This is a genomic window from Priestia abyssalis, assembly GCF_002019595.1.
Classification (GTDB): domain Bacteria; phylum Bacillota; class Bacilli; order Bacillales; family Bacillaceae_H; genus Bacillus_BA; species Bacillus_BA abyssalis.
This window is the reverse complement of the sequence record NZ_KV917369.1, coordinates 51,174-67,428: the sequence shown is the minus strand read 5'-3', so window position 1 is coordinate 67,428 and position 16,255 is coordinate 51,174. Positions and strand designations below refer to the sequence as shown.

The 16,255-nt window shown below is 40.8% G+C and carries 13 protein-coding genes and 1 pseudogene; 3 read left to right on the top strand and 11 right to left on the bottom strand.

From position 1 onward, the window contains the following. Positions 1-38: 38 nt before the first annotated feature. Entirely contained in the window at positions 39-656 is a 618-nt protein-coding gene (locus tag BK575_RS00365) for a YflT domain-containing protein (RefSeq protein WP_078408401.1), read from the bottom strand. Positions 657-865: 209 nt separating this feature from the next. Here BK575_RS00365 and BK575_RS00360 point away from each other — a divergent pair, with 209 nt between their 5' ends. Then, complete coding sequence (locus BK575_RS00360; protein WP_078408400.1) at positions 866-1,369, top strand: hypothetical protein; 504 nt, start codon at positions 866-868, stop codon at positions 1,367-1,369. A 182-nt stretch (positions 1,370-1,551) separates the two neighbouring features. Here BK575_RS00360 and megL read toward each other — a convergent pair whose 3' ends face one another. From megL to BK575_RS00340, 4 genes are all read right to left on the bottom strand, one after another. After that, positions 1,552-2,757, bottom strand: a complete 1,206-nt coding sequence (megL, locus tag BK575_RS00355; protein WP_078408399.1) for a methionine gamma-lyase — start codon at positions 2,755-2,757, stop codon at positions 1,552-1,554. A 490-nt stretch (positions 2,758-3,247) separates the two neighbouring features. After that, entirely contained in the window at positions 3,248-3,973 is a 726-nt protein-coding gene (tatC, locus tag BK575_RS00350) for a twin-arginine translocase subunit TatC (protein WP_078408398.1), read from the bottom strand. A gap of 121 nt (positions 3,974-4,094) precedes the next feature. Beyond that, positions 4,095-4,292 (bottom strand): twin-arginine translocase TatA/TatE family subunit, encoded by a 198-nt coding sequence (tatA, locus tag BK575_RS00345; protein WP_078408397.1) that lies wholly within the window; start codon positions 4,290-4,292, stop codon positions 4,095-4,097. Positions 4,293-4,306: 14 nt separating this feature from the next. Beyond that, on the bottom strand, positions 4,307-5,950 hold the full coding sequence (locus tag BK575_RS00340) for a PhoX family protein (RefSeq protein ID WP_078408396.1): 1,644 nt from the start codon (positions 5,948-5,950) through the stop codon (positions 4,307-4,309). A gap of 276 nt (positions 5,951-6,226) precedes the next feature. On the opposite strand from BK575_RS00340, the gene BK575_RS00335 reads away from it, so the two are divergent. Both BK575_RS00335 and BK575_RS00330 read left to right on the top strand, forming a co-directional pair. Beyond that, positions 6,227-7,768 (top strand): FAD-dependent oxidoreductase, encoded by a 1,542-nt coding sequence (locus BK575_RS00335; RefSeq protein ID WP_078408395.1) that lies wholly within the window; start codon positions 6,227-6,229, stop codon positions 7,766-7,768. Between the two features lie 76 nt (positions 7,769-7,844). Next, positions 7,845-8,042 (top strand): YwbE family protein, encoded by a 198-nt coding sequence (locus BK575_RS00330; protein WP_078408394.1) that lies wholly within the window; start codon positions 7,845-7,847, stop codon positions 8,040-8,042. A gap of 61 nt (positions 8,043-8,103) precedes the next feature. Here the strand turns inward: BK575_RS00330 and BK575_RS00325 are convergent, their stop codons facing one another. From BK575_RS00325 to BK575_RS00300, 6 genes and pseudogenes are all read right to left on the bottom strand, one after another. Beyond that, entirely contained in the window at positions 8,104-8,544 is a 441-nt protein-coding gene (locus tag BK575_RS00325; protein WP_078408393.1) for a DUF2935 domain-containing protein, read from the bottom strand. A gap of 300 nt (positions 8,545-8,844) precedes the next feature. Further along, positions 8,845-10,299, bottom strand: coding sequence for an alanine/glycine:cation symporter family protein (locus BK575_RS00320; RefSeq protein ID WP_078408392.1), 1,455 nt, complete (start codon positions 10,297-10,299; stop codon positions 8,845-8,847). A gap of 1,104 nt (positions 10,300-11,403) precedes the next feature. After that, positions 11,404-13,347, bottom strand: a complete 1,944-nt coding sequence (locus tag BK575_RS00315; protein ID WP_078408391.1) for an endonuclease MutS2 — start codon at positions 13,345-13,347, stop codon at positions 11,404-11,406. A gap of 478 nt (positions 13,348-13,825) precedes the next feature. Then, the gene (locus BK575_RS00310; RefSeq protein ID WP_139367948.1) at positions 13,826-14,956 is read right to left on the bottom strand and encodes a PLL family lectin; all 1,131 of its coding nucleotides are present in this window, start codon (positions 14,954-14,956) and stop codon (positions 13,826-13,828) included. A gap of 236 nt (positions 14,957-15,192) precedes the next feature. Beyond that, positions 15,193-15,972, bottom strand: coding sequence for a Cof-type HAD-IIB family hydrolase (locus tag BK575_RS00305; RefSeq protein ID WP_078408390.1), 780 nt, complete (start codon positions 15,970-15,972; stop codon positions 15,193-15,195). A 67-nt stretch (positions 15,973-16,039) separates the two neighbouring features. Beyond that, a pseudogene (locus tag BK575_RS00300) lies at positions 16,040-16,255 on the bottom strand (hypothetical protein); the annotation flags it as partial.

Here is a 16,255-nt window from a genome sequence, read left to right as displayed (position 1 = left end):
ACGGGGCCTTTCAGAGGGCTAGCTTGAAACTTTCTGTATTAAAATCTCTCATTTTTTGAAGAATAAACGCCAGGACGGCCTTCCGTACCTATCACTCTATCTTCTTGTGTTGACTTACTTCTTGTACGGTTATAATCTTCAGTCAATGTACGGTCTACGTCGTTATGTCGCGTTAAGGTAAGATCATCCGTTAATGTCTCCCTATTCAAATTGTTGATATCTCTATCAACAAGTACTAAAATTTTTCCTTCTTTCACATAAGAATCGTAGCGATCGGCTTCATCTTCAGGAATTCCCATCCCGATTAATGCACCAGCCAATCCTCCAGTACCTGCTCCGACTGCTGCTCCTGTAAGAGTCGCGGCAATCGGTCCAGCTGCTAAGATTGGTCCGATTCCAGGAATGGCTAGTGCACCGACACCTGCCAATAACCCTGCAAGCCCTCCGATAGCACCGCCAGTCGCTGCACCTGCGGCTGCACCTTCTCCGGCTTTTGTTCCTGTTTCATCTGTAATGGACTCTATATCTTTTCGATTCTTCCCGATAACTGAAATATCTTCCGCTCTATATCCTTTCGCCTTCAAATCCTCAACTGCACGGATCGCTTCCGCTTCTGTGTCATATACTCCCACAATATGCTTTTCATTTGCATTCATATGAATCTCCTCCTAGTTAAAATTTCTGTTTGTGCTTACTTTGTACATACCCGTGGTTAAAAAGAGTTAAACCATTAAATCTATATAGACTCCTTTGAAGGATGAAATAAATCATGACGCTAGACATTTGAAAATGGAAAATAGAAACATGTTACAACGGAAACACCCTGGGTAAGAGTAGATAGGAGCCTTTTGAGAGGAGGATAAGTATGTTTGGAATGTATGATGTGTGGAAGTTTCTTTTAGCTTTCTTTATTATTCTGCCGGTCGTTACCTTTATCCATTTAATAGGACATATCTTTTTTGTCAAATTATTTGGCGGAAAAGGCGTGCGAATTATCATTGGATGCGGAGCGAAATTATATGTGCTCAGAAAAATCGAGATACGGAAGTTTTATTTTGGGTCTGGAGGATGCGAATTCTCTTATCTCAAATTCGAAAACCGCCTCACCCATTCTCTCATCTTCCTTGGAGGATCACTGTTTAATTTATTAAGTCTCCTACTGGTCAATACATTGGTAAAGGCAAAGATTCTGGAAGCATCCATGTTTTGGGATCAGTTTATTTATTTTTCTTTTTACTTCATCTTCTTTTCTTTATTTCCGATGGATGATCCATCCGGTCTTCCGAGTGACGGAAAAGCTGCCTACTTACTATGGAAAAAGAAAATGAAAAACAAGGAGACCGACGACTGCCAATACAACAAAGATTAATTTTTTTCAGAACCATCTCATGGTTATCTTTCTCATTTCAAATATACTAAAATGGGGTGAACCATAACCAAGGTGCACCCCTTCTATTTGAAACCCTGTAAAGTCATGACCCGCTCACAACTTATCCTTCGTTAACGGAGTGGTAAGTCCTAACAGGCAAAATTTACCTTTTCGTGTGCATGTCAAGAAGAGAAACTAGAACTTTCTGCTTTATTTAATGCATGATGTAAATCTTCCCATATGTCTTCCCATGCCTCTAGTCCAACCGATAACCGCAGAAGTTGGTCTGTTATGCCCATTTCTTCCCTGATCTCTGTTGGAACAACTGCATGCGTCATGGTGGCGGGATGTTGAATTAATGTTTCCGTATCGCCGAGACTTACTGCAATTTTAATGAGTTTCAAATCATTTAACAATCTTTGGGCATCTTTTTTAGTTCCTTTCATTTCAAATGAAATCAATCCGCCCCCCTGTTTCATTTGCTTTTTTGTAATCAAATATTGAGGATGATTGCAGTCCCCTGGATAGTAAACGTTCTGAACCATCGGATGGCTTTTGAGAAGTTCATATATTTTCATGGCATTAAAGGAGTGACGATCCATTCGAACCGGCAATGTTTTTATCCCTCTTAACAGTAGCCATGCATCAAAGGGAGAAATAATGCCACCGATATCTTTTTGTGTCGTCATTGCCATATTTTTTATAAAATCTTTCTTGCCCACGACAAGACCCGCAACGACATCCCCATGGCCGCAAATGTATTTTGTCGCACTATGAAGAACCACATCACACCCTAAAGACAACGGTTGCTGCAAATAAGGGGAAGCAAATGTATTGTCCACTACTACTGGGATTCCATGCTCTTTTGCCACTTTCACGACGAGCTGCAAATCAATTACTTTCATAGTTGGATTTACTGGAGTTTCAACGTATATACAAGCAGTTTCTGGACGGATAAGCTCTTTAATTTGAGACTCTGTTTCCATCAGGCAAAAATCATGTGAAATATGATATTTTTCATTCATTAATTTCAATAAACCAAATGTACAGCCATAAATTCCTTGTGAACAAATAATATGATCATGTGCTTTTGTTAAGGCAAACAAGACTGCCGAAACAGCCGCCATACCCGATCCAAAGGCAAGACCCGCTTCCCCTTCTTCCAGGGACGCGATTTTCTCCTCCAGCGCACGGACAGTAGGGTTAGCTAATCGGGAATAAATGTATCCCTCTTCCTCCCCTCTAAAGCGTCTCTCTCCTTGCTCGGCGTTATCAAACGTAAACGTAGATGTTTGAAAAATCGGAATAGACAGGCTCCCTAAATATTCTTTGGAATCATAGCCTCCATGAATAACTGTTGTCTCCATCTTTTTACCTTTCTCTTCCATACTCCTCCTCCTAAATATAAAGGAAACTTCCATCAGTGAGGTTTTTCCTTCCTCTCCCACAGATGGTTAGTTAGGCCCGCACGATGTGGGTCACACAGACGTTGCCGCAGGACGCGGCGGTGTTTCTCATGTTCGGGCTTTTACGGACAGTGATCCCCTACTTAGACTGCTTGGATTTCCCTCAAGTCTTGAAGGGGGCCCTACTGCCCGTTAATGCGGGATAAAAGAGCTGGCTGAATCTCTTTCCTTCTTGCTGATTGACCACGCTTTAAACATATTCATACATAGGCGTTACTCTTGGAATGCAAAGCTTCTCTTCCTTTATGATATGTTGAAACCCCTGTTTTTGGAAACCACTCCCATCAAAAGATGAGAATATCCTCAAAACAAAATACTTATGGGAAAGACCCGTCACTAGATCCTTGATTTCACCGGATTTTCGTGACGGGTCCTTACAGAAAGATAACTTAAAAGGGTGTTTCTATTTGATTCACCCTACCTCAGGAATCTCCTTTTTTCTATAGATAAATTTTGATAAACTGACACTCACTTCGTACAGTAAAATTAATGGAATAATCACCAAAATGTCGGATAGAAAATCCGGAGGAGTAATCAAGACAGAAATGGTAATGAGGACAAAATAAGCATACTTCCTCACTTTTTGAAGTCTGTATGGATTGATTAATCCTAAGCTTGTCAAAAACATGATTACCACAGGGAGTTCGAATAAAAAACCGAACGGCAAAGTCATATGTAAAAGAAATCGAAAATATTTTTCGGTCGTAAAAAAAGTGTTAAACATATCGCTTGATAAAGACATTAAAAAAGCCAGGACAATTGGAAACAGTACAAAATAACCGAATGAAATTCCCAATAAAAACAATAAAAATAAAGCGGGTATGTAGACAAGTGTTACCTTTCTCTCTTTTAATGTTAAAGCCGGCTTCACGAACAACCATATTTGATGGGCAGCGACAGGAATGGTAGCTGCAATGGCCATCACACTGGCAATCATTAAATAGACGACAAGCACATCGCTTGGACCTAAAATAGCAAGCTTAAAAGGAAGATCCTTTACAAAAAATTGATAAATATCTTGAACACAAATAAAGCTTAAGACTAAAAACAGCATAAAAACAACAAGTGTCACGATGATTCTTTTCCGTAATTCCTCAAAATGCTCTACCGCTTTCATATTTAAATCTTCCACGTTCATTCCCCCAAACCAAAACTCATATTTAATTTCTCCTTAAGAAAAAGACCCGTCGCTACACAGATAAATACATCTATGTTAACGCCAAGGTCCTTTTCTCTAAAATCTCTTTCAAAACCACAAATTATTTTACAATACTTTCCTTTTTGTCTGACACTTCCGGTTTTACATCATCCGAAACAAGTTCTCTTGTTGATTTTTTAAATTCTTTTAAAGTTGTCCCGAATGCACGGCCAATCTCCGGTAATTTAGATGGACCGAATATAATAAGAGCAATAACTAAAATTAAGATTAAACCCGGTACTCCGATATTCTGCAACATAGCTAGCCCTCCTCCTAATATTTAAACCCAGTAATAGCTACAACAGCCGGGCGAGGCTGGTTATCTCCTTTGCGGTGAGGCCACATACTCGTTGGTTTATTAACGTCTTCTGTTCCCTCTCCTGGATGCTGCACAGCCATGAATAAAGTCGTCTCATCTTTGGTAAAGCACGGACCTGTTAATTCAGCTTCAACCGGCGCTGAAGCAAATTGGAACGCTTCTCCTTGATTTTTACCCATTGAAGGGATAACGAATACACCATTATTCTTAAATACACTGTGAACTCCCTTGTTTAACGAGCTGGAAGAAATATCCGTTACTGTCCATAAATTTCCTTCACTATCAAACGTTAAATTATCCGGTGCACTGAATCCGCTTTGGCGTCCGCCCGCTGCAAAAATTTCAAAATCAAATGTTAAGGACCCTAAATCATCATTTGCTTCGATAAAACGCGTAATATGGCCATGGATGTTACCGTGATTTGCATTATTTGTATGCGCAATGAACACCGTTTTATCAAACGGGCTGATTTCCACGTCCTCTGGACGGTCTGTTGGAGTGGCGCCAAGTAAAAGTGCCGCTTCATGTGCGTTTACAAGAACATCTGCTTGAGTTTTGAACTTCTCTAAAAGATCCTGTTTGTCTTTTGCTTTCTCCCGAACAGCCTCGATTGTTAAAGCAATCCACTTCCCTTTTTTCATATCTGCTGCGTAAAGCGTTCCTTCTTCGAGCAAGTCAGAATTAGCTTGTTTACGAGACACGATGTATTTGTTTTTACTAATAAACTTGTACACACAGGCATCGGTTTTATCATCCCCCATGTAAACAACTACTCGTCCATCATTTGACAAGCCCATAGCAGAGTTTTCATGATGGAATCGACCAAGAGCAGTATGTTTACGCGGTTCGAACTTCTCGTTGAACGGATCTACTTCTACAATCCATCCGTAATGTGTTTCGTTAAGTCCTGCATCATTTGCTGTATCCTCATAGTTTTCTTCGGCAGACAACACCGTGTTCCACAAGGTTTGTCCTCCGGAACAGTTCGCAAACGTTCCTTGAACTGTGTTTGCTCCGCCGACCGCTGCAGACCCTTTTGCTGCCCCTGTCAATTTCATTGGTGTCAAGCCTGTGATACGACGGGCATATGTAGAATTGGGATCCATTTTCCAAGTTCCGTTCTCATCACGATATACTTCAATGATAGAACCTCCCTGGTTGTATAATAGCTTTTGAATTTGTTCCTTCGTATATTTCCCATCTTTTTCTTTTGGTCCTGTGACCCACAATTCACTTGTATATTCATGATTAACCCAAAGAAGGCCGCGTTCACTTGAACCTTGAATAGGGAAAAACAAAGTGAAATCGTTGTTATAGCCGAATGTATCTCCTTTTTTATTGATGACATCACCATACGCCGCCACTACATCATACTTAAATCCTCTAGGCAATACTAAATCATCTTGATCAGTTGGTTGAATAGGAGTAAAATTTAACCCCGATACTTTTCGTTTAAATCCAAATAAATGAGCTGCAGCTTTTTTCCCGCTCGCTTCCGCCGTAGGAGCAAGGGCACTCAAGCCTGTCGACGCCACCGTCATGGCCGTAATTCCTGTCCCTACATACGTCAAAAACTTTCTGCGATTCAATTCCGACATATTTACACCTCTTTGATTTAATAGATTACGTTTATCTATTCAAATCATATAATTAAAATATTTAGATAATATTTAGTTTTTGTTTATATTTTGTAAAATTTTGTTAAGTTTTGTAAATTAATCTTATGTATTTAGTCGAAAGAAAAAAGAAAAAACATGATTCTCTCTTCTTCTAAAAAACTCAAGATTTCTATGAACTATCTGATATGTGTTTTAGAATTCCTCCCATTGGAAAAATTAAGAAATAGCAATACCAATACATAGGAGGGAACATTCATGAATACAGACCGTTCTACTAAACGAGAAATACCTCAATACCCGGAGCCCTATTGGAGAGATTCGATCTCCTTACCCTCATTTCCAAAGCTGGAAAAAGATATTACAACGAGCGTAGCCATAGTGGGGGGCGGAATATCCGGGATCACCACGGCATACTTACTGGCCAAAGAAGGAGTGAACGTAACACTCATTGAAGCGGGAAAGATTTTAAACGGCACAACAGGCCACACTACCGCCAAAATAACCGCACAGCACGACCTTATATACGATGAACTAATCAACCATTTAGGAAGAGGAAAAGCGAGACTGCATTATGAAGCCGCCAATGAAGCTCTTCACTTTATTAAAAACAAGGTAAAAGAATACAACATCGCCTGTGATTTCAGTGAAGAAGATGCCTATCTATACGCTACCTCCCCACAATATAAAGAGAAACTGGAAAAAGAATATGAAGCCTACCAACAACTCGGAATTAATGGGGAACTAGTCAACAGCATTCCTTTCGATATTCAAATAGAAGCCGCCCTTATCATGAAAAACCAAGCCCAATTTCATCCTCTTCAATATCTGGCGGGACTCGTAGAACAAATCACGAAGCTAGGCGGCACCATTTATGAACATACAACTGCAACGGAAGTGGAAGAAGGCAGTCAGCCGACAATTAAAACGAGAGACGGATTTAAAATCACGTGCGATACGATCATCGCTTGCTCCCACTTTCCTTTCGACGATGGAAAAGGGTTTTATTTTGGCAGAATGTACGCAGAGCGTTCTTATGTCATCGGAGTCAAGACAAAAAAAGAATTCCCCGGCGGAATGTATTTAAGTGTCGATAATCCTGTTCGCTCTCTTCGTTATACAGCCGTAAACGGGGAAAAACTTGTACTGATTGGCGGCGAAAGCCATAAAACAGGGCAAGGAACAGATACGATGAAACACTATGAAGCTTTGGAGGAATTCGGCGACAAGGTTCTGGGGGTAGAGGAATATAGGTATCGATGGTCTGCCCAGGATTTGATCACGCTTGATAAAATTCCTTATATCGGACATGCCAGTTCGGGTCATCCCAATATTTTAGTGGCGACGGGATACCGAAAATGGGGAATGACCAACGGTACGGCTGCCGCTCTTTTATTGCGGGATATCGTCTTGAAAAAAGATAATCCTTATAAGGAGTTTTATACGCCATCAAGATTCCAAGCAGATCCTGATGTAAAACAATTTATTATGCAAAATGCGGATGTAGCCAAACATCTTATTTCAGGAAAGTTGCAGATCCCAACGAAAAGACCAGAAGATTTAGCGAATGATGAAGGCGACGTTGTCACGGTCAATGGAAAACGGGCAGGGGCTTATAAAGATGAACACGGTACTTTGCACATGGTCGACACAACCTGTACTCATATGGGCTGCGAACTAAATTGGAATCGAGGAGACCGCACATGGGACTGCCCATGTCATGGTTCAAGGTTTTCTTTTGATGGTGATGTAGTGGAAGGACCCGCGGACAAGCCTCTAAAACAAGTGAAAGAAGAATAGACCTTCAATAATCCCTTCCTTTTTCACAGGGGGTTATATTATAGTAGAAACAAGCATAGAAAAACGGGGTGTGAACATGAACGGACAAACGCGGGCCAATATCTCTCCAGGCCTTGAAGTAGATATTGTATTAAAAAAAGATCAAAGAACAGGGGCCTTAACAAGAGGAGTGGTCAAAGACATTCTCACCAACTCTCCTTTTCATCCTCATGGCATTAAAGTAAGGCTGCAAGACGGACAAGTCGGTCGAGTGAAGGAAATTATCAGAAAGTAATTCTTTATCAATATGAAGCAAAGTAAGAAAGGACAAGCGTTAGAGCTTGTCCTCTTTAAGTTTATGACAGTTGGGTCTGGTTTTTGGATAATAAAGCTTGAGCAATCCCCACAAAATATTCCGATTCACGGATGATATGATCTAAAACGACTTTTGCCGTCGGGTTTTTATTCACAGCTTCACTTTCCGTTTTAATTTGCCGGCATAGCTCAATAAATTTCAGACTTTGCTTTAAACAGAACAAAATAAGCTTTAACACTTTTTGATATAACTGTACAGGTACATAATAAGCGGACCGAACAACCGACTCAATATAACGCACGACTTTTTGGTGGGTTCTAGAAAGAGCTTCCTCCCATTTCTTCAATGCTTCCATATATTCTGGCTCCAAGCCTTTTACCAACTCGCGAATGACAACGGTATGCTCTTCTTCTTGATGCTTCCAGAATTCAGCCTCATCCAAAATACGCAATGGCATTTGCTGCCCGTAATAAAACTGCATGTCCATCCTCCATTATTGGTATTTTTACTCTCAATGTATGGAAGAGATTGAAAAGATATGCCTTCATTTTTCTGCTCCTTTTGCATGAAACAAAACAACACCCCGTTGAACATTCAACGGAGTGTTATTTGACTATTGACGACTTCTGCCTATAGTTTGATAATGGCTTGGATCTCCTACAAGCTTCTAAACCAATATGTGTATTCCACTCGATAACTCGGCATGTCTTCATTCCATCAAGAGACATTCACATTTGGTAGTTCAGAAAACTTGAATCTGCACACAAATTTTCTAAACCAGTTAAGAAACCTGCTCTTGATCTTTTTGGTATTCGTTCACCCAATAGTCTGCATTTTTAATGCCCAGTTTCTCAGGGTCAAATACTGGATCAAGACCTTGTTTCTTCTGAGCTTCATAGTCTTTTAGAGCCAATAATGCAGGTTTGGCCAAAATTAAAATTGCAATTAAATTCAACCAAACCATGATTCCTAAGCCGATATCACCTAAAGCCCACGCCAATGCCGCTGTTTTGACAGAACCGTAGAAAGTGACTGCCAAAATGACAAATTTCAGTGCTATTATAGCCCATTTACTATTTTTACCGCGCAGTAAATATGCAATATTAGTTTCTGCAATATAATAATAAGCCATGATTGTCGTGAAAGCGAAGAAGAACAAGGCAATAGCAACGAATCCGGCTCCAAACCCAGGAAGAACCGTTTCAATCGCTGCTTGCGTATACCCAGGACCAGGCTCCACATCCCCTAAATTGTTCACGATATATGAACCGTCAGGAGCTTGTGTATTATACATTCCTGTAAACAAAATCATAAAGGCTGTGGCAGAACATACAAGCAGGGTATCAATATAAATGGAAAATGCCTGTACCAATCCTTGCTTGGCAGGATGAGATACTTCTGCCGCTGCCGCCCCATGCGGCCCTGTTCCCTGACCGGCTTCATTGGAATAAACACCGCGTTTTACTCCCCATAAAATGGCCATTCCAATCATTCCGCCGAATGCTGAATCCAATGAGAAAGCACTTTTAAAGATAAGTGCGAAAACACTCGGTAATTCTCCAATATTCATAACCATGATAATAAGTGCTAGGACGATATATCCAAGAGCCATAAAAGGTACTACGTATTGAGCAACGTTCGCAATACGTTTAACCCCCCCAAAAATAATAATGGCTAATAAGATGACCAGAACAATACCTGTGACTGTCGGGTTGAGATCAAAGGCGTTTTCTAACCCCAATGCAATCGAATTGGACTGGACGCCGGGCATCAATATACTCATAGCTACAAGAGCCGCTATGGCAAATAATACACCATACCACTTCCATCCAATACCTTTCTCAATATAGTAAGCGGGTCCCCCCCGATACTCACCGTCTTGTTTTACTTTATAAATTTGAGCCAATGTACATTCAATAAAAGAAGTAGCTGCTCCCAGTAAAGCCATCACCCACATCCAGAAAACCGCTCCAGGCCCCCCAAAGGCTATTGCCGTTGCTACACCTGCAATGTTACCTGTTCCAACGCGTCCTGAAAGAGTTAAAGATAGTGCCTGAAAAGAAGAAACCCCGGCATCTGAGCTTTTTCCTTTAAACATTTGGACAACCATATCTTTTACAAGTCGTATTTGTAAAAAGCGTGTCAAAACGGAAAATAATAAGCCTACACCAAGACAGAAATAAATCATGGTAGTACTCCACAACACACCGTTAAGCCAACCGACGATTTGCTCCAAATAAAATCCCCCTTTTATATTCTGAATTTTTTATATATTGAGAATTATAAAGTATTTTTTCCTATTATACAATATAAATTGTAAACGAAGATTCATTATGAGTTAACGATAGTAGTTTAACACTGTAACTTGATAATGTATTGAATTAATAATATTTACGCTTCCATTCAAAAGGAGGGGGAGAGCAGTCCGTTTGGCGGAATTTATTATTCTAGTAGGAAATTAGCATCTGTTTTAATATGACACACGCATCGTTAATGGACCGTTCTTTTTTAGATTTGGTTATGACTGTTTCAGGCATCTTCGTTCCTCCTCTTACAATGAAACTTCAATCAGTGGGAATGCCCTTCCACCGTTGATTGTTAGTTGAATTAATCGGGCTTTTACTGGCAGTGTGATCCACGCCCATCTTCTGTGACTCCTTATCCTCTTAAGGGAGGGGATCTTACTGCCAGTTAATGCAGAAAAAAAAAATAAAAACACTATCTGTCTCTTAATTGTAAGAAACAAATAGTGTTTACCATATCGTGGAACTTCCCCATCCGTCAGGGGAAATTCCCTTACTTTCCTGGAGGAAGACACAGGATGTTTATAGTCGATCCATGATAAAATGGGGACGATCCTTTTACTCAATATAGGGGAAAGAAGCGAACTTATATAACGAGGACAAGCCAATAAACGTATAGAAGGCTGATGCCGTAATGGAAATGCCTTTTATCCAATAAGCAGGGCGGGGCTTTATGTATAAGCTAACAATATATAATTAGGAGAGAAAGCGCGAATTTAACCGTCATAAACAAAAAAAGGATGGGTTTCATATAAAGAATTCATTTTTTAAAAAATTGAGTTTCCTCATTTTCTTTAACAACGAGTTATTCATATTTAAATTAAAATGTTTTTCCCACTCCAAAACCATCTGACATTTTATTCTAAGAGGGTAGATTTGTTCTTTTCTTTTAGTCTTTCATAAACGATAAACTCTAACAGGATTTTTTAAAAATTTCCATATATTGAATAAGCTCTCAAGGTTCTCATATAAGCGGATGGCAAGGACCATCCGCGCTTATACGCAAATCGCTGAACATGATCGCTCTTTGCGCATGTTCAATGATTTATATCATCCATCTTTTCAATAAACAAACCTTCGACATGACCTTTCGACATCTTTTTCCTGATTTTACGGTGTTCTTTCGATTCAAAAATGATATCCATGTCATAGTCTTCGGGATACAGGTCTTCTGCCTTAATATAAAGTGTTAACCGCTTATGATTGAACACCATTTTTTCTCCTTTGACGAGAACTTCGACTTCTCCTTTTTCATTGGCTGGTTTGCTTACGATTCCTAATTCATTGATGGCTGGAATCTTCACATTATCTCCGCGTTTGAAGGAAATCACTTCAACTGCTTTTTCTTCCTTTTTGCCATGCTTTTGCTTTTGAATGTATTTTTCATTCATCGCCAGCTGCCGCTCCAGCTCATGCCTGCTGAAAGAAGACGATGCGTCATAGCTTTTTGGCTCCTTATAGGTGATTTCATGCGCTCTTTCGATGAGCTTCGGATGCATGCCAAGCCTTAGTGCAATCGCGAACGCCTGGCTTTCCCCTCCCTTTCCAATGATAAGGCGATATGTCGGCTGCAGGGTATCGGCATCAAATTCCATCGATCCGTTTTCAAATCCGTCCTGGTCAGCAGCATATGCTTTAATCTCGCTATAGTGAGTTGTCGCAAGCAAGGTCGCTCCTTTTTTGTACAGCTCTTCGAGAATGGAAGTTGCCAATCCCATGCCTTCAGCCGGGTCGGTGCCAGATCCAAGTTCGTCTAACAATACGAGCGTTTGCGGTGTCGTTTCTCCCAAAATTTCAATGATGTTTTTCACTCGGGACGAAAACGTACTCAATGATTGTTCAATGCTTTGGCCATCCCCGATATCAACGAGAATCTTCTGGTATATCGCGATTTCGCTCCCCTCTTCTGCCGGAATATGAAGGCCTGACTGAGCCATCATCGTCAACAGTCCGACCGTTTTGACCGTAACGGTTTTCCCGCCCGTATTGGGGCCGGTAATGACGAGCGCATCAAACGCTTCTCCGATGATGAAATTCAACGGAACGGCACTATTGCCCAAAAGCGGATGACGGGCATTCTTCAAACGAATGGTATGGTGTTCATTTATCTGAGGGGCTATCCCGTTTATCGCGTTGCTAAACTTTGCTTTGGCAAAAATCAAATCATATTGGGTCATCGTCTCAACTGCAAGTTGAATTTCATGCTCATGCTGCTCCACAAGGCCCGTTAGTCCCATTAAAATTCGTTGCTCTTCGATTTCTTCTTGTATTTTAAACAAATCAATTTCGTCTTGAATGCTCCCAATTTCTTCAGGCTCCACATAAACGGTAGCACCTGATGCTGAAGAATCAAGTACCGTACCTTTTATATTCTTTCTATACTCTTTTTTCACGGCAATGACATACCGTCCATTTCGAATGCTTACGATGTTTTCTTGAAGATATTTGCTGTACTTAGAAGATTTTACTACTTGTTCAATCCGGCTTTTCATGCGTTCTTCAAGAATCGAGATTTGCTTTCTTGTTTTTAATAAGCCTTTGCTCGCATAATCATCGACCCTTCCATTACGAATACAGCGAACGATTTCATCTGCCAGTTCCTTTAAATCTTCTAAAGAATACACATATGTTGTAATAATCGGCGCGGCATATTCCTTATCCTTCATAAAATTTTTCAGCTTTTCAATACACATCAGCAAGCCATGAAGGCTCATTAATTGATCCGGGCGCAGCGCTACACCTTTATGCATATTTTTTAAAATTTGCCCGATTCCCTTTAAACCATGAATCGGAACACTTGAGCTAATTTGAAGCACTTTTTTCGCCTCAGTCACCTCATGCAGCCAAGTCTCAATTTGTCTTTTATTTATAGATGGGGTTAAAACGAGTACTTTCTCTTTTCCTAGTTCTGAGATGGCGTATGATGCGATTTCTTGTTTCAAATCATTAAATTGAAGTGTTTCAATGGTTTGTGAATTCAATGGTATTTCCTCCTAAATAGTTTGGTTTAAACTAGTTGTACGTGCGAGGAAACGTAAGAGCACAAAGTGCCGAAACCTATTTTATTCAAAATAAAAAACCGCAAAAGAACATACACTCGTTCCGTTGCGGTTAATGGTAGTTGTTATACATGAAGCGTTCAAACAGAGAGCAAATAATTCAACCGTCCAAACGAAAACCGTGCAGGGCACAGTCCTTCATTCCTATCATTAGGAGTAGGCGCAAACTTGTGTTCTTAACATTTCGCATTCCGAAAAAAATCCATCAGGAAATAAGCATTGATTTCAATGCTTTTTTTCGGATACGCACGTATAAAATTACGTTTTAGTTAAGAACGGCACCTTCCATAAAACATACTCCTTTATTAAAAAGATACTTTGATTATAAACAAACTTCTGGAAAAAGTACATGGGCAGCGTATAGGGAAATCAAAACTTTCTTTACAGCATCCTAAAAAACTTATGACCACCACTTATGATACATGCGGTTGCCGCCGCCGCGGACGAAGCAGTCAATTCGGTTTTGTCCCCATGAAACCGCTCCTGGCGAGTCTTTCACACCGCCTCGGGGCGCTCCTAGGTCTTCCCATTCACTCCATCTTGAACCGTTCCACCATTTGTGCCACATCCGGTCATCGTTTCCTCGTACAAAACAATCCAGACGGTTGGCTTGCCATGAAGAGACGGCTGGGGCATCCTTCATTCCGCCTCGGGGTGCGCCCAGGTCTTCCCAGTTGCTCCACCTTGAGCCGTTCCACCACTTATGCCACATCCGGTTGCCGCTTCCGCGCACGAAACAATCGATTCGGTTTTGTCCCCATGAAACGGCTGCCGGGGCATCATCAATACCGCCTCGCGGGGCTCCTAGGTCTTCCCATTCACTCCACCTTGTACCATTCCACCATTTATGCCACATGCGCTCATCATTTCCGCGCACAAAACAATCCAGACGATTGGCTTGCCACGAAGCAACGGCTGGAGTGCTTCTGATGCCGCCGCGAGGAGCACCCAAGTCTTCCCATTCACTCCATCTTGATCCATTCCACCATTTATGCCACATCTTGTTATCATTTCCACGCACGAAGCAATCGATTCGATTTTTCCCCCATGACACCGCTCCTGGTGAGTCCTTCATACCGCCTCGGGGTGCCCCTAAGTTTTCCCATCCGCTCCATCTTGAACCGTTCCACCACTTATGCCACATACGATCATCATTTCCTCGTACAAAACAATCCAGGCGATTGGCTTGCCACGAAGCAACGGCTGGAGCTCCCTTCATCCCTCCAGGAGGAGATCCAAGGTCTTCCCATTCTTTCCAACGGGCTCGCCAACTTGAATCCAAATCATTTAGCTCAGGCATGTAGTATGGGTTCAGCTGCGGATATACTACCTGATTAGACTGCCCCCACAGAGTTGTTGGCACATAATTGGCATTTGCCTGAAATGCTCTCTGATCTTCCCATCCGCTCCAACGATCAAAATTTTCACAGCTCGGCTGAGGCATGTAATAATAAGCCGGGTAACAACATGGATAATAAACGGCTGGCACCATTACTCCATACGAATTTTGCGTCTGTCTGTATCTGTCCAACACTCATTCCTCCCCTTAATCATCATTTACATCATGTTATCCTATGATGTTTAAAACGATTTGGGTGATTGGCTATATGGTTTTATTTCATCTTTCCTTTTTAGAGGAATATTGAGACACAAAAATACTCAAAATAAAAAACCGCAAAAGAGCACTCAAGTTCATTCGCGGTTAATGACAGTGATTATAAAGGATATTCAAACTTTATATTCGTGACCTTTCGAATTCTAACGAGTTTAATCTAATAATCGAACCATTCTAAGACCATGCAAAATACCATCTTCATCAACAGACTTGGTTATGTATTTAGCAGCTTTTTTAGCCATATCATGCGCATTCCCCATAGCAATACTATTACTTACTGTTTTCAGCATTTCGACGTCATTTAATCCATCACCAAAAGCAAAAACATCTTCTTTTCCAAACCCCAGCTTTTCGGTTATTTTTTCAATTCCTTTTGCTTTTGAACCGCCGGCAGGGAGTACATCGACGGAAAGTGGATGCCAGCGAATAAAGTCAAAATGTTTAAATTCTCTTTCATAAAACTCTTCTTCCTGCTCGAGACAAAACAATAGAGCCTGATAAATTTCCCTTTCTTTAAAATAATTAGGATCATGTGTAGGGAATTTTTCGATTTTTAATGTGTTTATACTTTCGAAAATATAGTCGTGATGTGGAACATTTGCCTTCATATCTTCATGGTCCATATAAACAATGGGATGATTATTCGCGACCGCCATATCAGTTAAAGATTGTAGAGACCCTTTATTTAATGGGTTGTTATAGATAACTTCTCCTTTTAAAACGACGTATTGGCCGTTATAACTAACAAAAGTTTGAATATCTAACTCTTCGCGTAAGTCCGCAAACATAAACGGGGCACGGCCCGTTGCGATGGCTACTTCATGGCCTTTCTCTTTTAACGTTTGAATTGCCTGTCTCGCGGAATCCGGTAATCGCTTGTCATGGTCAAGAAGCGTTCCGTCTATATCAAAAAAGATTATTTTCATTGTCATGTTTCCACCTCGTTTTATTTTTGATAATTCAGATACTAACTAACTGTAAAGAAAAGATGATAATATGTCAAAGATGCATCCCCGTACCACCTTCCGCTCCTTTGACTTCTCCTTTCGATAGTGATGCTTTAATGGCTTCAATAGCCGCTTTTCGATCCGATTGATTGTACACGGCCGACCCGGCTACTAATACATTCGCTCCCGCTTCGACGCACAGCTTAGCCGTCTCTGTATTAATCCCTCCGTCTACTTCAATATCATTTGATAACCCGCGAATTTCAAT